The 15,347-nt window shown below is 57.0% G+C and carries 14 protein-coding genes and 1 other RNA gene; 6 read left to right on the top strand and 9 right to left on the bottom strand.

Annotated elements, in window-relative coordinates; translation table 11 throughout:
- Window positions 1–67: 67 nt before the first annotated feature.
- Both ssrS and H7846_RS05385 read right to left on the bottom strand, forming a co-directional pair.
- Window positions 68–255, bottom strand: a non-coding RNA gene (ssrS, locus tag H7846_RS05390) — 6S RNA.
- Between the two features lie 96 nt (window positions 256–351).
- On the bottom strand, window positions 352–987 hold the full coding sequence (locus H7846_RS05385) for an FMN-binding negative transcriptional regulator (protein ID WP_186695479.1): 636 nt from the start codon (window positions 985–987) through the stop codon (window positions 352–354).
- 268 nt (window positions 988–1,255) lie between these two features.
- On the opposite strand from H7846_RS05385, the gene H7846_RS05380 reads away from it, so the two are divergent.
- Window positions 1,256–2,752, top strand: coding sequence for a right-handed parallel beta-helix repeat-containing protein (locus tag H7846_RS05380; protein ID WP_186695478.1), 1,497 nt, complete (start codon window positions 1,256–1,258; stop codon window positions 2,750–2,752).
- Complete coding sequence (locus tag H7846_RS05375) at window positions 2,650–4,410, top strand: Ig-like domain-containing protein (protein WP_186695477.1); 1,761 nt, start codon at window positions 2,650–2,652, stop codon at window positions 4,408–4,410. The genes H7846_RS05380 and H7846_RS05375 overlap by 103 nt, the downstream gene beginning before the upstream one ends.
- Before the next feature lie 108 nt (window positions 4,411–4,518).
- On the opposite strand, the gene H7846_RS05370 is transcribed toward H7846_RS05375, so the two are convergent.
- The 4 genes from H7846_RS05370 to pheT form a co-directional block, all read right to left on the bottom strand.
- A complete protein-coding gene (locus tag H7846_RS05370) occupies window positions 4,519–5,133 on the bottom strand; it encodes a class I SAM-dependent methyltransferase (protein ID WP_186695476.1) in 615 nt (204 codons plus the stop codon).
- 39 nt (window positions 5,134–5,172) lie between these two features.
- On the bottom strand, window positions 5,173–5,544 hold the full coding sequence (locus tag H7846_RS05365; RefSeq protein ID WP_186695475.1) for a cell division protein ZapA: 372 nt from the start codon (window positions 5,542–5,544) through the stop codon (window positions 5,173–5,175).
- Between the two features lie 9 nt (window positions 5,545–5,553).
- Window positions 5,554–5,811 carry a hypothetical protein gene (locus H7846_RS05360; protein WP_186695474.1) on the bottom strand — a complete coding sequence of 86 codons (258 nt, stop codon included), beginning with the start codon at window positions 5,809–5,811 and terminating at the stop codon, window positions 5,554–5,556.
- Window positions 5,812–6,241: 430 nt separating this feature from the next.
- A complete protein-coding gene (pheT, locus tag H7846_RS05355) occupies window positions 6,242–8,368 on the bottom strand; it encodes a phenylalanine--tRNA ligase subunit beta (RefSeq protein WP_186695473.1) in 2,127 nt (708 codons plus the stop codon).
- 238 nt (window positions 8,369–8,606) lie between these two features.
- Between pheT and H7846_RS05350 the strand changes: the two genes are divergently transcribed.
- Window positions 8,607–10,247 (top strand): amidase, encoded by a 1,641-nt coding sequence (locus tag H7846_RS05350; protein WP_255460859.1) that lies wholly within the window; start codon window positions 8,607–8,609, stop codon window positions 10,245–10,247.
- A gap of 67 nt (window positions 10,248–10,314) precedes the next feature.
- Window positions 10,315–10,809, top strand: coding sequence for a nuclear transport factor 2 family protein (locus tag H7846_RS05345; RefSeq protein WP_186695472.1), 495 nt, complete (start codon window positions 10,315–10,317; stop codon window positions 10,807–10,809).
- A 14-nt stretch (window positions 10,810–10,823) separates the two neighbouring features.
- On the opposite strand, the gene H7846_RS05340 is transcribed toward H7846_RS05345, so the two are convergent.
- Window positions 10,824–11,372: a pyridoxamine 5'-phosphate oxidase family protein gene (locus tag H7846_RS05340; RefSeq protein ID WP_186695471.1), complete on the bottom strand. Its 549-nt coding sequence runs from the start codon at window positions 11,370–11,372 to the stop codon at window positions 10,824–10,826.
- 113 nt (window positions 11,373–11,485) lie between these two features.
- Here H7846_RS05340 and H7846_RS05335 point away from each other — a divergent pair, with 113 nt between their 5' ends.
- Together H7846_RS05335 and H7846_RS05330 are read left to right on the top strand one after the other, a co-directional pair.
- Window positions 11,486–11,842: a phage holin family protein gene (locus tag H7846_RS05335; protein WP_186695470.1), complete on the top strand. Its 357-nt coding sequence runs from the start codon at window positions 11,486–11,488 to the stop codon at window positions 11,840–11,842.
- 10 nt (window positions 11,843–11,852) lie between these two features.
- Window positions 11,853–12,605, top strand: a complete 753-nt coding sequence (locus H7846_RS05330) for a bestrophin-like domain (RefSeq protein WP_186695469.1) — start codon at window positions 11,853–11,855, stop codon at window positions 12,603–12,605.
- 6 nt (window positions 12,606–12,611) lie between these two features.
- Here H7846_RS05330 and pheS read toward each other — a convergent pair whose 3' ends face one another.
- Window positions 12,612–13,727 carry a phenylalanine--tRNA ligase subunit alpha gene (pheS, locus tag H7846_RS05325; protein WP_186695468.1) on the bottom strand — a complete coding sequence of 372 codons (1,116 nt, stop codon included), beginning with the start codon at window positions 13,725–13,727 and terminating at the stop codon, window positions 12,612–12,614.
- 50 nt (window positions 13,728–13,777) lie between these two features.
- On the bottom strand, window positions 13,778–15,268 hold the full coding sequence (locus tag H7846_RS05320) for a UbiA family prenyltransferase (protein WP_186695467.1): 1,491 nt from the start codon (window positions 15,266–15,268) through the stop codon (window positions 13,778–13,780).
- Between the last annotated feature and the right edge of the window lie 79 nt (window positions 15,269–15,347).

Genomic DNA, 15,347 nt, shown 5'->3' with positions numbered 1-15,347 from the left:
CTTCACTCAGCATGACACATCCAGAATTTAGACGAATAGAAGATGCGGCTAGGTTAGAAAGCAAGAAGACCGACCCGCGGGGCCGTGCGCAGATGCGCTGGTGAACCCGTCCTAAGACGGTGGGACCCTGCCGTGGCTCTTTAGGCATTCCGGACTGGCGGACGTTGCACACCGAACCATATATACGAGCCAGGCCCCTGTTCAATGAATGTTGGTTCAACCAGCGTGGATCGCGCACCTGCTTTGCAGGCCGGTCTCTTGAGTTGTGATGCTACCTGCGAGGCGGACGCTTTGCAAGTTGACGAAGGCGCGGAAATATGCGGGGTTCGTGAATTTATTTCAATCTTAAAATCAGGGGCGTTCTCCCTTGACCAGATCGCGCATGGCGAGGCTGGTTTCGGTGTTGAGGGCTGCCAACCCTTCGACTACGGAAGCGCGGGTACGTTCGGTCTGGTTTTGACTGACCTTCCACTTCCCTTCCAACCGTTCGATGGTGAGCTCTACTCCTACGATCCCTCGGAGAAGGGCTGCGATGAAATCTTCGGGAGCATCGCTTACTTTCCATGGCATAGTCTGCGAGGACTCATGCGTATCGGTGAGCGAATGCAGATGCGTGAGGAGCCACTGTGGATCTTCGATGATGCGGAGCGGGCCATAGGCATGGACCACGGCATAGTTCCAGGTAGGAACCACCTTGCCGGTTTCAGCCTTCTCTGGATACCAGCCAGGCGTGATGTAGTGCTGCGGGCCGGAGAAGATGGCCAACGCCTGGATCTCCGGGGAGAACTCCTTCCACTGACTGTTGGCACGGGAGAGGTGACCACGCAGAATCGCCCGGGTTTCGTCGGTGCGGTGAAGCACCATGGGGAGATGAGAGGCGAAGAGGCCGGAGCTTCCCATGGTAATGAGCGAGGCCAGGGGTTGCGACCGCATCAGGCCATCGATCACCTCAATGCGAGTCTCTTCATGGTGTTTCGGAATGTACATACGCCGCCCCCTCCCCCCTATCAATTTCTCGCAAAGTATTGGATTAATTTGGTTTAGGTTCGGACTAGGTCTATCCCTGATCGGCTAACCCGGAGGTTCAGCTTTTTGAACTTCTGATCCTTATAGGTTCTATTTTAGCAAGTGGGTAGGGGTGGATTCGCAAATCGATCTTATTTGTTTTGTGTATGTTGTGAGGTTTTTAGCTTGACAACGAATTTTGGCTCCATTTTGGGTATGGCTGACTAAATGATAAGGTGGCCAAGATCCTATGAATCTTGTCACATTCGCCCCGACACGGGCCTGCCGGTCGTTTTGCTGTGCCCGCGCGACACTGGTCGCCGTCAGATCTCCGCTGCTCCTTGCCATGATCGTCGCGATTCTTCTCCTGACAGGAACGCGGGCTCTTTGTGCGCAGAGTACGATACATGTTCCGGCAGACCAACCCACCATACAGGCTGCAATCGACGCCGCTCAGAATGGCGACACCGTCCTGGTCGCGCCTGGCACGTACTACGAGAATCTCCAGATTCAGAACAAATCGATCACTGTCCGGAGCGACAAAGGAGCGGCGCAGACGATCGTGGACGGCGGCAAGAACAATGTGGTCGCTAACATCAACGCCGGTATTGGGTTCAACATTACCCTCGACGGCTTCACAATTCAGAATGGAGCCACTTCACTTTCACCCTCTAACGGTGGAGTCGTTGCATACGGCTTTGCCACCATTCAGAACAACATAATCCGCGCGAACTGGGGTTACGGCATCACTGTTCAAGGCGGAAGCGTAAACATCCTCAATAACCATATCGTCACAACCGCTCCAAACGCCGGTCAGGCCTACTGCTATGTCTACGCGCTGAACGGCATCAACATGGTAAGTAGCACGCTCCCTGGTCAGATTGCGCCGGCGCAGACCCGCATCAGCGGCAATCTCATCGAAGGCGATGGTACCTTCTGCTCTGGCTCGGGCATAGGCGTCAACGCTAACAGTCCCGTCCTCATTGAGGACAACACCGTACGTGGAACCACCAAGGGAATCGGTGTCAGCGATCTTCAGCGCACCGATGACAACCTGCACGTTATCGTCCGTCAGAACCTGATCTATAACAATCGCTACGGCGGCCTGTACTTCGACTATTTTCCCTTCTTTGGCTCCGTTCCTTATGGCGTGGCCCCGGTCACCATGGTCGCCACTAACAACACCCTCTACAACAATCTCACTGCTGGTACGTATTACGACAACACAGGCCGCGGCCCACTTGCCGAGGTCGTTCTCAGCGATTTTTACTCGCGGATGGCCTTGTTCAACAATCTCATCATCGGCAGTTCGTCCGTCTCTCCTGTCATCAACTGCGATTCCCTGGGAGGAGTATCTGGCGTCAATCGAACTCCTCCCGTCTTCGACCACAACAACATTTACAACATGCAGACTTCCTCGAGCGCGCTCTTTCTGAACGATTGCGGATACCCCGCATCCTTCATCGGGCTCAATGGCAACATCTCCGCGAATCCCCTCTTTGCCTCCTCTACGGACTTGCACCTGGGCCCCTCATCGCCGTCGGTGGACTCTGCGAACAATTCTGCCGCCGGCATTGCCGGCACTGACCTCGATGGAAACCCACGCGTCAGGATTCCAAAGGCATTGGCTATCCCGTCATCGACATGGGTGCTTACGAAGCCTCAGGCTCCCAGACTCCGGCCATTTCCACCCTTACGCTTACCCCCTCTACCTACTATCAGCTCAGGCCGGAGCCGATTATCCTGACCGCAATTCTGCGCTCGCCCAGCGGCCCCGTCTCCGCTCCCATCACTTTTCTTCAGAATGATGTTCCTCTCCCTCCCGTCAATGCAGACGCAACCGGTACCGCGACGCTCAGCCTCCCCAAGCTCCCGGCAGGCATCTACCGTTTCACAGCAAGCTACGCCGGCTCCACGTCCCTTTCCTCCGCAACAAGCATGGTCGTTTATGTGCGTGTTCCTGCGTCGCAGTCGACCCTTGTTCTCACCCCGTCCCCCAATCCGACTGCTTACAACCAGTCGGTCACCTTTACGGCCACCGTCACCAGCACCGCGTCTCCTGCCTCGCCGCCCTCCGGCATCGTGGCATTCACTGAAGGTGCTTCTATCCTTTCCAACCAGACCCTGGTGCCGGGCACCGGCAACACAGCCGTGGCTACGTATTCCACAAGTACCCTTACTCCAGGCGTTCACAGCATCACCGCCACCTTTTCTCCTACTCCGTACTTCGATGGGGATAGTCAGACTGTGCAGGTAAGCGTCACCGGCAACTCGACATGCGGCACTCTGGTCTCCTCCACCAATCCGGGGACCCTTGGCCAGCCCATCACCTTCACCGCCTCGGTCGTCAACACTTGCGGCGGCCTGGCCCCGCCTACCGGATCGGTGTACTTTAGCGACGGTGCAAAACTAATTGGGGCGGTGCCATTGACCGCAACAAGCGGTACAGCATCAGCCGCGTCCCTTTCTACCAGCAGCCTGGCTCTTGGCACACACACGATCACTGCCGCGTTTCAGCTCAACCAGAGCTCACAAACCATTACCGCCGCCTTGTTACAAGTCGTCAACCTCCCAACCAGTACAAGCATCACAGCTTCACCGAACCCAGCATCCCTCGGAAGCAGCGTCGCCATCACCGCCACTGTGAAAAGTCCCTCTAGCATCCCTACTGGAACTGTTACTATCCTCGATGGTGCCGCACCGATTGCCTCACTCCCTCTCGATGCCCAGGGCAATGCAACACTGAACACATCCGCTCTCGCCATTGGAGTGCACTCACTCAGTGCCACCTATCCTGGCGATGCGACACACACCGGAAGCACGTCAGCACCATTGCTCGAGACCATACAGCTTTCCCCGGACTTTACACTCGTCCTCTCGAACCCGCAGTTGACGATCCAGACCCAGCACCATGCGACCGCTTCGGTCACACTCTCGAGCCTCAATGGCTTCGCCGACACTATCTCGCTCACCTGCGGCACGCTCCCCCAATACGTCAGCTGCAGCTTTACCCCGTCCGCCCCCACACTCGCCTCGGGAGGATCAGCTTCTGTTTCCTTGTACGTGGATACGAATTCCGTTCCCGGCTACGCCATGCGTTTAGATCCCACTCGCCGTTCAGCGACAACCCTGGCGGTTCTGCTCTGTCCAGTCGGATTGCTCTCTTTCGTTGGACTTCGTTTGCGCATGCGATCAGAACTACGTCTCTGCGGCCTCTTCCTCGCATTCGCCTGTATAGCCGGGATGCTTAGCGGCTGCGGAGGCAAAGGCGCTTCAGTCAGTGTTCCACCCGTCAGTATTCCGCCATCGGCGACGCCGGGCACATATACGATACCGGTTACAGCGACTGGCATGACCACCGGAATCACTCGAACCGTGCAGCTGACCCTGACCGTAACGCCGTAGTCTTCTGTCTCTTCCAACTTCTGGCCTGTCCTAGCTATGCTCCGGAAAGGCTCTGAAGCCATGCACTAACAAAGATGATGCCACTTCAAATTCATTCTGTAGAAGGAATCAGCTTTTCTGAAACACGCCATACGTGAACTGCTGTTCGGCGCCTGCGGGAGTGGTGTGGATCTCGGTCAGATCTGCGACAAGACGAAACGCTGGAGCCAGCAAGGCCTGTAGAGCTTCAGGACTGTAACGCATCACATCCAGTCCACTGCATTTCGTGGGACCATTGGGACCAAAGGTACTCAGAACCAGATGTCCACCCGCCTTGATCGCGGAAGTGGCCCTTTCGATATAGGCTTTTCGCGCTTCGGGCATGGTCAGGAAATGAAAGACTGCGCGGTCGTGCCAAAGGTCATACGCAGATGCAGGCGGATTGACTTCTGTAATATCGCTGACGATCCAATGCACACGATCTGCGGCAGATCCGATTCGTTTTCTGGCCACCTCAAGTGCGGTCTTTGAGATATCCAGTACGGTGAGGTTCTGGAATCCCTGCTGCAGGAGGTCGTCGGCCAGAGTGGCTTCGCCGCCGCCCACATCGATGATTGCTGCAGAAGAACCACCCGCAAAGCGGTTAATCAACTCCAGAGAGGTTTCGAGGTGTGGCCGAAACCAGCTGACCTCGTCTGCAGCCCTAGTGCTGTAGACTGCCTCCCACTTTGCGCCGATGCTCATCCCGCCTCTTTTGCCGATAGGAAAGGAAGCTGTTCCCGTTCAACCGACCTTACGATCTTCGAGAATTTCGTCAAGCATTCCTGCCAATGAACCGGCACGGGAGCGTAACGTCACCTGTGAGACCGTGAGACTTCCGGCGAGAGCCTCGTAACGCTGACGAAGGGTTTCGAGCTCGTCACAGATATTGAGAGCGGCAAGAACGGCGACACGAAGCGAGTCGACCGTGTTGCCCATGGAAGAGACGGCCCGCATCTTGGCATCGACGACCTGGGCAAGTCGCTCAATATAAGCGGGGTCGGTTCCACGCAGACGATAGATCTGGTCGTAGATCTCGACGGCGATCGCCCTGCTCTCCGGCAGGTTTTCTGGCTGAGTGGGTGGGGCAACAGTCTGGGAGGAGTTGTATTCCATCCGGTTCTCCTAGACCAGCTCGTCCATCTGCTGCAACATCTTTTCGACGCGCTGGCGAACGTTGTCACGATCCTTGGTCAAAGTGTTGACGGCAGTCTGGGCTTCCTGAGCCACGAGGGTCTGGAACTCAATCTGCTCGCGAAGATTGGCGATCTCAGCCTCGGCCTTGGCGCGAGCCTCGCGCTCCTGCTTGATAATCTCGACGGCGCGAAGCACCTTCTGTTCGAGGGCCTGGAATTCGTCGACGCTGACCGTTGCTGTACTCATGACATCTACTCCCACTTCAAAAAATGTTCTGCTGAAAAGTATAGATGCCGAAGAAGTGGATATTCACAGGGGGAATCCAGATGGGTGCATCGGATTCTGCAATAGGCCTGGCAGGAGACTGTCGCAAAACAGTTTGGAAGTCCCGCAGGGGCTAAAGCCCCTTTTTTTTAGGTTTTTTCGGCACCCGTTCGACTGCGCTCGGGGCAGGCTCTGAAGCTGTGCTTAACGAACCGAATTATTCCACGACAAACGGTTGCGGAGAATATATCGGGGACTCATCTGATGTCACAAAGAAATGCGGGATTTCTCCACTCGCGCTGCGCGCTCGGTCGAAATGACACAGTTGGGAACGTGCGCGTAAATGAGAACCGGAGATCTTCCTCGACTGCACTCGGAATCGCTCAGGATGACACTCTCTAACTATCGAAGTTTAGGCGCGCAGGACTCCGCCAAGGGCAGTCAGGGCATCGATGATTCGCTGCGACCAGCCGGACAATTCCTCGTCGCGCAGCGTACGCTCATGCGACTGGAAGACCGTACGCAACAGCAGCGAATAGACACCGGGATGTTTCTTCGGGTCGCGCCAGATCTCGACCGGCGTGCGGCTCTGCATCTCGGGAACGGCAAGAGCGTCGACCGCAGCAGCAACGGTGTGCCACTGGACAGTATCGGGAAGGACAAAGGAAAAATCGCGCTCGACGGCCTGGAAGCGCGAGAGATCGTGCGAGGTGGCGCGGCGAAGAGGAAGCTCGTAGAGGCGGGCGAGATCAATCTGCGCGAGGTAGACCGGCTGGCGCAGCTTGCGGGATTCGCGCTCGGTCGTAGCCAGTTCACCGAAGCTGGCCAGCGGCTGATTGTCGAGCAGGGCCACAGCGCCACGGCCGGGTTCGAGCCACGAAGGAGTTCCGTTGGCTGTAAATGTGAGAGCAGCGGCCCCTCCGGGAGGCGCGAAGAGGGAAACCAGCGATTCGATGATGCCCTTGAGCTCGAAGATGGGCGCGTCGGAGGCGGGGTAGAGGTTGCTGGGAGAGGGCGACGCGGTGGTAATGCCGAGCGAGAGCTGCGGAGCCTCGTGGACCTCGGAGATCCAGCCAGCATCAGGCGCGGCGGTGCCGGTGAAGACTTCGCCCTGCTCGAAGAGGCGAACCTCTTGAACGTCGCGATTGAGATTATGTGCCAGCATGGCGAGCATGCCGGGAACAAGCGAGGGACGCAGCAACGATGCCTCTTCTGAGAGAGGATTTTCCATTGCAACGGTCTTCTTCTTAGTGTTCGTAACGCTGGACTCGTAGAAGAGCGCGGCGTCCTGCTGACCAGCAAAGGTGCTGGAGACCGCCTCGCTGAAACCAAGCTCGAGCAGCCTGCGTCGGATTGCGCGCTCGGCGGCGGCAGAAGAATAGTCCGTGACCGGCAGCGCCGTGGGCAGCGTATTGGCAAAACGGTTGTAGCCGTAGACACGGGCGATCTCTTCGACGAGATCGATCTCGCGTTCCAGATCGAGACGCCAGGAGGGCAGCTTCACCAAGTAGAGATCAAGCCCGTGCAGAACCAGTTCACAGCCAAGCGAGGTGAGGAAACGGGAGACGATCTCGCTGGTGATGCCCTCGGGATCAAGGGTGGTACCGAGATGACGTCTGACCTCAGCAACCGAAAGCTCGATGGATGGACGATCGGCGGTGCGTACGGCGACTTCAGAATCGATCAGGTCCACCAACTCGCCTTCGACCGAGCCGCCGCCTTGAAGGATGAGCTGCGATACGAGGGCATTCGCGAGAGGAGCGGCGTTAAAGTCGGCTCCGCGCTCGAAGCGATGGCTGGCATCGGTATGCAACAGGTGCCGGCGCGAGCTGCGGCGAACGGTTGCGGGATCGAACCACGCGGCCTCGACGAGGATGTTCTTCGTCTCGGGAGTAATCATCGAGTCCCAACCGCCCATGACTCCTGCCAGCGCGAGGGCCTTCTTCTCGTCGGCGACGACGAGATCGTCGGCCTCAAGGGTGCGCTCGGTTCCATCGAGCAAACGTAGCTTCTCTCCCTTGCGCGCGAGGCGGACAACGATGCCGCCTTCAATCTTGTCCAGGTCGAAGGCATGAGTGGGGTGTCCCATGCCAAGCAGGGTGAAGTTCGAGGCGTCGACCGCGTTCGAGATCTGCTTCTGGCCGAGGAGGGCGAAGTACTCGGCGATGAGCCCAGTGCTGGGTGCAATGTTGACGTTGCGCAGGACCTGCGCAGTAAAACGACCGCAGAGTCCGCGAGCGTCATCCGCGATACGGACCGGGAATGGCTTATCCACCAGCGTGCCGACGGGCAGCCTGGGATGCAGAGGTTCGAGAGGAAGACCATAGATGGTCGCAGCCTCGCGGGCGATGCCGTAGTGGTTCATGGCGTCGACGCGGTTGGTGGTGATATCCATCTCGAACAGATGGCCGTTGCCTTCTCCCAGAGGATGCACACCTTCGACGGCGATGCCGCGCAGGGTGAGGTCGTCGGCAAGTTGCCGATCAGTGACGGTAAGGGTGGGGAGATAATGGCGCAGCCAGCTTGTAAGAACTTTCATGATGAGCAGCTTCCAGTCTAAATGTTCTACAAGAGGAAACTGTAGGCATACAAGGAGTGGTCAGCTTGAAAGAGGTACCTCAGGGGCTAAAGCCCCTTTTCTCAGGAAACTTCTTTGGCACGGCTAAAGCCGTGCCCTTAACAAGGCCGGACGGCATATTGAGCGAAGTAGCAAAGAAGCATTAAAGAAACGCGATTCTGGTAGCCTTTGTGCTTAAAAGGCAGAACCGGAGGAACAGATGAGGCGAGGGATCTGTGTGTTTGCTGTGGCGTTGGCGATGGGTGCAATGCCGGTGTGGACTCAGGATCCCTCGCATGACTCATCGATGATGGACCGCGACCTGATGGAGGTCTCGGTGCCGCAGATCGAAGCTCTCTATGCAGCACATAAGTACACCGTTACCCAGGTGACCCAGTGGTATCTGGACCGGATCAACCGCTACGACGGTACTTATCGGGCCCTGCTGCATGTCGATCGCGAGGGAGCGCTGCGCCGCGCCGCGGAAGAGGATGCTGCGCCGAAGATTGCGAAACATGGTGTGTTGTGGGGAGTGCCCATTGTGATTAAGACAAACACCAGCGTCAAAGGCCTGGTGACGAGCGCAGGGTGGGAGGGCTACCTGAAGCCAGGCGAGGAACTCGTCGCCCCTCGCGATGCCGTCGTAGTGGAGCGTCTAAAAGAGGCGGGCGCGGTGATTCTGGGGCAGACCAACATGCCGGACTTCGCGGCGAGCGACACGAATATCAGTACAGCCGGAGGGCGCACGGGCGATGCGTACGATGTGCGGTACTCTCCGGGCGGATCGTCGGGTGGAACAGCGACTGCTTTGGCGGCGAACTTCGCGGTCGTAGGTACGGGGACAGATACAGCGAACTCAATCCGTCAGCCTGCGGCGAATAATAGCCTGGTCGGATTTCTGCCGTCTCGGGGGTTAACCAGCATCGCCGGGATTCATCCGCTGGACTGGCTGCGCGACAATACCGGTCCGCTAGCTCGCGATGTAACCAGCGCAGCTATTACGCTCGACGTGATGCAGGCCGAAGATCCGCTGGACAAGTGGACCGAAGGCGCGACGAAAAAGGCTGAGGCTCGGCCTTATACGCAATACCTGAAGAAAGGCGCGTTGAAGGGTAAGCGATTCGGTGTGCCCTGGTTTGTGCTGGAAGGCTCGCCAAGTATCTATGGAACCGGGCCTGATGCTCCTCCCAACAGCGGTGCAGTCTCTTCGGAAACGCGTGCAGCTTTCATGAAGGCAGTGGAACAACTAAAGGCCGCTGGAGCAACGGTCATCATCGACAAAGAGATCCTGCCGGAGAGCTTCTTTATGGTGATTCGCTCGGTGAATACGCGGCCTTATCGCAGAGAGGGCGTAGACAACTTTCTGCGTGACTTTGGACCGCCGCAGTACCACTCCGTTGCCGAATATGAGAAGGCTATTGGAGATGCATTCCCGGCTTACATGATCGGCGGTACGAGGACTGGCAATGAGGTGATGCCACAGAGATTGCTTGAGAGCGATCCTGAGGCTGAGGCAAATTATTACGGCCCTCAGCGCAAGGCGCTCGAGATCTACGAACAGACACGAAGGAAATGGAAGCTGGATGGCTTCGTGTATCCCGCTCTACAGATCCCGACATATGACGAAACCGTTCCCGGAGCTTCTACGGCTGGTCCTTACAGCGAGACGGGATGGGTCAATCGCATCGGAGTTCCGGCGGTTTCGCTTCCGGGAGGCTTCTATGCCGATGGGCTTCCCTTCGGGTTGGAGATCTCCGGCGTGCGCTGGAAGGATGGCGACCTGTTCGGGTACGCCTATGCTTACGAACAAGCGACCCATAACCGCAGGCTTCCGAAGCTGGTGGAGGGAGCAAAGAAGTAGTTGTAGCGTGAACCTTTGGTGAGAGATTCGCGTATCGGGGATGTCGTTCTTCAAGGAGGCATTCCCTATGGGTAGATTCTCTGTTGTAGTTGCTCTTGTCTTCGCTGCTGTTTTGTCGGCTCCATTGAACGCACAAAGTATCCCATCGCTGGATACCATCAAGACGGATGCTGAGCTTACTCGCGCCATCACCGCGCTCGATAAACAGCTCTTCGATGGTTTCAACACGTGCGATCTCGACAAGATGAAAGCTCTGGTTTCCGAGGACCTTGAGTTCTACCATGACAAGACCGGGCTGGCCGTGGGGCGACAGGTCTTTCTTGATGCTGTCCGGAACAACATCTGCGGCAAGGTGCAACGGGAGCTGGTAGCCGGATCGCTTGAGATCTATCCGATTAAAGACTATGGCGCCGTTGAGATCGGCGTACATCGCTTCACGCATCCGTGGAAACAAGACCACGGCGAAGTGGGAGAAGCAAAATTTATCCACCTCTGGCAGTACAGGGATGGTGCCTGGAAGGTCACGCGCGTAATCAGCTTCGACCATCATGGAGCGAAGTGAGTCGATAAGCAGGCCTATACGAGCCCTGTGGGTAGTCCATCGATACTCACGCTGTTCTTCTGCCGTCGATATTCTTCAAGTGCGGACTCGCCTTTGACCGTAGCCCAGCGATCGAGCTGGTCGCGCTCGCCTACGTAGTCGTAGAAGGGGACCTTCATGCCGCACGAGGTCTGGATGGAGTCGACCGTCAGGTGCACAATCTGACGAGCTCCGGGTGCCTCAATGTTGCCGTAGTGTGCTGCAAGCAGCGAGAGATATTCCGGGCTACGACGAGCGATGATCCGTCCCTTGCCGTAGAGCCGCATGACCAGTGGTGCACCCTCAAAAGCACAGAACATGAGTGTCAGGCGCCCGTCGGCAATCAGATGCGCCGCCGTCTCATTGCCGCTTCCGGTGCGATCGAGATAGATCACCGTATGGTCATCGAGTATGCGCAGTGAAGCCACATCGCGAGGAGAGACGTTTACCCGTCCCTGCTGCGCGGCCGAAGCGTTGAAGAAGATGTGCTGGCGCTCAATGAACTCACGATGGGCCGGTTCAATGGCAGAAAACATTTTGCCCATAGAGATAGTTTAGAGCCTCTCCTACGAGACTCTCCAAACTTTTGATGGTAAGGAGGATAGGACTCGCGTATGCTTCAGGTCGAAGCACCGAATCCAGCAACAGAAAGGACGTTATGCGTTGGTTACTGCACTGGATCCTAAATGCCGTTGCGCTCCTGATCGTCTCTCATTTTGTTCAGGGATTTGAAATCAGCGGATTCGTCTCGGCGTTGATCGCTGTCATCGTGATTGGACTATTGAACGCGACACTGGGCCTGTTGCTGAAGTTTGTCACTCTGCCGCTGGGCATTCTGAGCTTCGGATTGTTCTTCCTGGTAATCAATGCCGTCGTGCTCTGGTTCTCAAGCAAGTTCGTCCCCGGCTTTGCAGTGACGGGATTCAAGGCAGCGTTTCTCGGCGCGCTAGCCCTGGCGTTGATTCAGATCCTTTTTGGCTTCATCGGGCTCCGCGGAGGACGTTCCGAGTCTTAAAGAGATTTCGATGGAGTCGCTCTTGAACTATCCACGTCTGGTCTTTTTGATCTCGTTTTTCGTCCTCTGGCTGGCAGCCTGGATCGGTGGCTGGCTGCAACAGAGGCGGAGGCTCGATGAGGATCTGCGTACAGATTTCAACCTCATTCAGGGAGCGACGCTGACCCTGCTGGGCCTGATTATCGGCTTCAGTTTTTCGATGGCAATTGGCCGTTACGACCAGCGCAAAACCTACGAAGAGGCCGAGGCTAATGCCATTGGGACAGAGTATGTCCGCGCAGACCTACTACCGCAAGCAGACGCGAACCGGATTCGAGATCTTCTTCGAAGATACACAGACCTCCGCATCGCCTTCTATGAGACGCGAGACCACGAGGAGCTGAAGAAGATCGCTCTCGAGAGAGCCTCGGTCCAAGACCAGCTGTGGCAGGCAGTGGTTCGTCCGGTGACCGCCCAACCATCTCCTCTGACCACGCTTGCTGTTGCTGGAATGAACGACGTAATCAATTCGCAGGGCTACACACAGGCAGCGTGGTGGAACAGGATTCCGGAGTCTGCCTGGGGGCTGATGTTTTTGATTGCTATCTTCGCAAATGGGCTGCTCGGTTATGGAGCGAAGCGGCTCCAGCCAAAGTTGTTTATCGTGCTCCCATTGGTGGTTTCGATCTCGTTCTTCCTGATCGCCGATATCGACAGCCCTCGCCGCGGGGTGATTCGTGTGCACCCGCAGAATCTTGAGAGTTTGCGAGATAGCTTGCGGTAAAGAGCTTTATGCAAACTGCTCCAGGAATCGCATGTCTCCGGAATAGAAGTGACCGATGTCTGAGACTCCGTGGAGCATCATGGCGATGCGTTCGACGCCCATACCGAAGGCAAAGCCTGAGATCCTGGCTGGATTGTAGGCATCATCGGCTGGGTCAATTTTGCGACGCTCTGCCGTGACAGCGGCAAAGACCGCTGGGTCAACCATGCCGCAGCCCAGCAGCTCAATCCAACCGGAGTGCTTGCACTTTCTGCAGCCTGAACCTCCGCAGAAAATGCAGGAGATCTGTACGTCTGCCGAAGGTTCCGTAAAGGGGAAGAAGCTGGGGAAAAAGCGGGTCTTAACCGCGGAACCAAAGAGCGCCTTCATGGCGTGATCGAGCGTCCCTTTCAGGTCCGAGAAGGTGATATTGGTATCGACGCAAAGCCCTTCGATCTGGTGGAAGATCGGCGAGTGGGTGGCGTCGGCGGCATCATTGCGATGGACCTTGCCCGGGATCACAATGCGCACGGGCGGAGTCTGCGCGATCATAGTGCGGATCTGCACCGGCGAAGTGTGGGTCCGCATCAGCAGGCGATCACGCGAAGGCCGGACCTGCTGGCCAGCGATCTGAAGCGTGTCCTGGGTGTCGCGCGCCGGATGGTTAGGCGGGAAGTTGAGAGCCTCAAAGTTATAGAAATCGCTCTCGACCTGCGGGCCTAGATTGGTCGAGTATCCGAGCTGGTGAAAGACCCGCACCACCTCGTGCATAGTGCTGAGCAGCGGATGCGGGATTCCCGGACGACGCGCGCTGCCGGGGAGAGAGATATCAATCCCTTGCACCGTAGCGGAGGACTTGGTAGCGGCGAGCGCTTCCAGCGCCTGCTCGATTTGCTGTTTGAGCTGGTTGAATTGCATGCCGAGCGGTTTACGTGCCTCGGCAGGTGCGGACTTGAGCCATGCCTCGGAGATCAGCTTCAGGCGGCCCTGCTTGCGGCCAAGCCAGTGGAGACGAAATGCCTCCTGCTCCTCGGAAGTCTTCAGTGAGCCACTCTGCTGGCGAACTTCTTCCGAGAGGGTGGCAAAGGCTTGATCGAGGGCGGAGGGGTCGTAGCTGTTCAGCTGAGGAATGGTGTCTGTCATGTCTCAGTTATCAGGATAAATGCTTCTTCTCTCTCTCTATTCCTCGAACCTTACAGGGCTGATAACACGATAGCGATGACTATGGCGCCGAGCAGAAGGCTGCGGCTGTCGGTAATGGCATAGACCACCGGATCTTCATTCAGCTGACCTCGCGATGCCTTGAGCCACAAGCGGCTGATCCAGAGCAGAAGCACGGGAATCAGCAACCACAACCGTTTGGTGTGGCTGTAGAGCTGGGCAGCGTCGAGGTTTGAAATGTATAACGTCAACACCGCGACCGAGACATAACCGGATGCTGAACCAAAGCTGCGGAGCTGCTCTACGTCGGTAATGTGGTAGCCGCGTCCCTTGGCTGTGGCTCCTCCGCGCTCACGCAGGTTTCCAAGCTCAGCGAATCGCTTGACGAAAGCCAATGAGAGGAAGAAGAAGATGCTGAAACTGCCCAGCCAGGCCGAAGCCTCTACTCCAGTTGCAGCCGAGCCGGCCAGAATGCGGATGGTGTAGAGGCCGGAGAGCACGATAACGTCGACCAGCACGGCCCGCTTCAGGCGAAGTGAGTAGGCCAGCGTAGTGACAGCGTAGATTCCGAGCCAGGTCAAAAAGTGGTAGGGCCTCTTCAGCGCGAGATCTGGAGCCAACCGCGACAGCACATGAGGTAACGCAATCGCAATTGCAACCGAGATGACCAGGAACAGGATCACAACGGCGATTCCTGAGATGGCCGAAAGGTCTCCGGAGGCAAAGGGTCGACGGCGCTTGCGGGGATGCTGCCGGTCGGCTTCGATGTCCAATAGATCGTTGATGATGTAGGTGCCCGAGGCGCAAAAGCCGAAGGCAAAGAAGGCCAGAACGGCCGCAACCATGAGTGCCGGTCGCAGCGCATGAGCCAACAGCATGGGCAGGAAAAGCAGGATGTTCTTCGCCCACTGATGAATCCGAATGGCCTTCATCCATGCCTTGATGGGCGAGGCTTTTTCGAGGAAGGTGTGGGCCGGAGTAATGCGGGCCTTGCGCAGGGCAGAGCGAAGACCCCGCGTGGGGTTCGCGACCATCGGATACTGGCAGTTCTCGAGCAGGGTGAGGTCGGGGAGGGCATTGCCGATATAGCAGAAGTTCTCCCCGAAAGCCTGCCGGAAGGCGGCCAATTTATTCGAACCGGCGAGATTCAGGACACCATCCGAAGCCAAAACGCCATCAAAGAGACCTAGATGATCGGCGACCCTCTGGGCCAGCGCCGAGTCGGCGGCAGTTGCTAAGTAAATCTGGCGGCCGATCGCATGTTGCTGTTCAAGATATTGTAGTAATTCCCGGTTGTAGGGAAGGTGCGTGACATCTAAGGAGACAGCCGAGGTGATGTGCCGCTTGAGGGCGGCTTTGCCCTGAAACAGCCATCCGGGGATCCGGAGCAGCATCTCCGGTCGATATCTCGCCAGCGCCAGCGCCGAGTCCACTAACGTATCCGACTTGACCAGGGTGCCATCGAGATCGACACATAAAGCGGATTGAATTGTTGAACTAAGAACAGAATCGGAATAGGCCAAAGGTCTGATTCCCTTTCCTTAAGGAACGATTACCGGACGAAAATAGCAGTATCCGTAAGATTGTCTCTCTTTTTGACAC

The organism is Edaphobacter sp. 4G125 (assembly GCF_014274685.1).
Taxonomy (GTDB): Bacteria; Acidobacteriota; Terriglobia; order Terriglobales; family Acidobacteriaceae; genus Edaphobacter.
Note: the sequence above shows the minus strand (reverse complement) of the source record. Positions and strands in the feature narration are given on the sequence as shown.

What these genes read in the sequence shown, in the direction of transcription:
- H7846_RS05370 (WP_186695476.1), bottom strand. Translation starts at nt 5,133, where the DNA reads ATGAGCATCGGCGCAAAGTGGGAGGCAGTCTACAGCACTAGGGCTGCA.
- pheS (WP_186695468.1), bottom strand. Translation starts at nt 13,727, where the DNA reads ATGACAGACACCATTCCTCAGCTGAACAGCTACGACCCCTCCGCCCTC.
- H7846_RS05350 (WP_255460859.1), top strand. Translation starts at nt 8,607, where the DNA reads ATGAGGCGAGGGATCTGTGTGTTTGCTGTGGCGTTGGCGATGGGTGCA.
- H7846_RS05330 (WP_186695469.1), top strand. Translation starts at nt 11,853, where the DNA reads ATGGAGTCGCTCTTGAACTATCCACGTCTGGTCTTTTTGATCTCGTTT.
- H7846_RS05380 (WP_186695478.1), top strand. Translation starts at nt 1,256, where the DNA reads ATGAATCTTGTCACATTCGCCCCGACACGGGCCTGCCGGTCGTTTTGC.
- H7846_RS05335 (WP_186695470.1), top strand. Translation starts at nt 11,486, where the DNA reads ATGCGTTGGTTACTGCACTGGATCCTAAATGCCGTTGCGCTCCTGATC.
- H7846_RS05360 (WP_186695474.1), bottom strand. Translation starts at nt 5,811, where the DNA reads ATGAGTACAGCAACGGTCAGCGTCGACGAATTCCAGGCCCTCGAACAG.
- H7846_RS05375 (WP_186695477.1), top strand. Translation starts at nt 2,650, where the DNA reads ATGGGTGCTTACGAAGCCTCAGGCTCCCAGACTCCGGCCATTTCCACC.
- H7846_RS05340 (WP_186695471.1), bottom strand. Translation starts at nt 11,372, where the DNA reads ATGGGCAAAATGTTTTCTGCCATTGAACCGGCCCATCGTGAGTTCATT.
- H7846_RS05345 (WP_186695472.1), top strand. Translation starts at nt 10,315, where the DNA reads ATGGGTAGATTCTCTGTTGTAGTTGCTCTTGTCTTCGCTGCTGTTTTG.
- pheT (WP_186695473.1), bottom strand. Translation starts at nt 8,368, where the DNA reads ATGAAAGTTCTTACAAGCTGGCTGCGCCATTATCTCCCCACCCTTACC.
- H7846_RS05385 (WP_186695479.1), bottom strand. Translation starts at nt 987, where the DNA reads ATGTACATTCCGAAACACCATGAAGAGACTCGCATTGAGGTGATCGAT.
- H7846_RS05365 (WP_186695475.1), bottom strand. Translation starts at nt 5,544, where the DNA reads ATGGAATACAACTCCTCCCAGACTGTTGCCCCACCCACTCAGCCAGAA.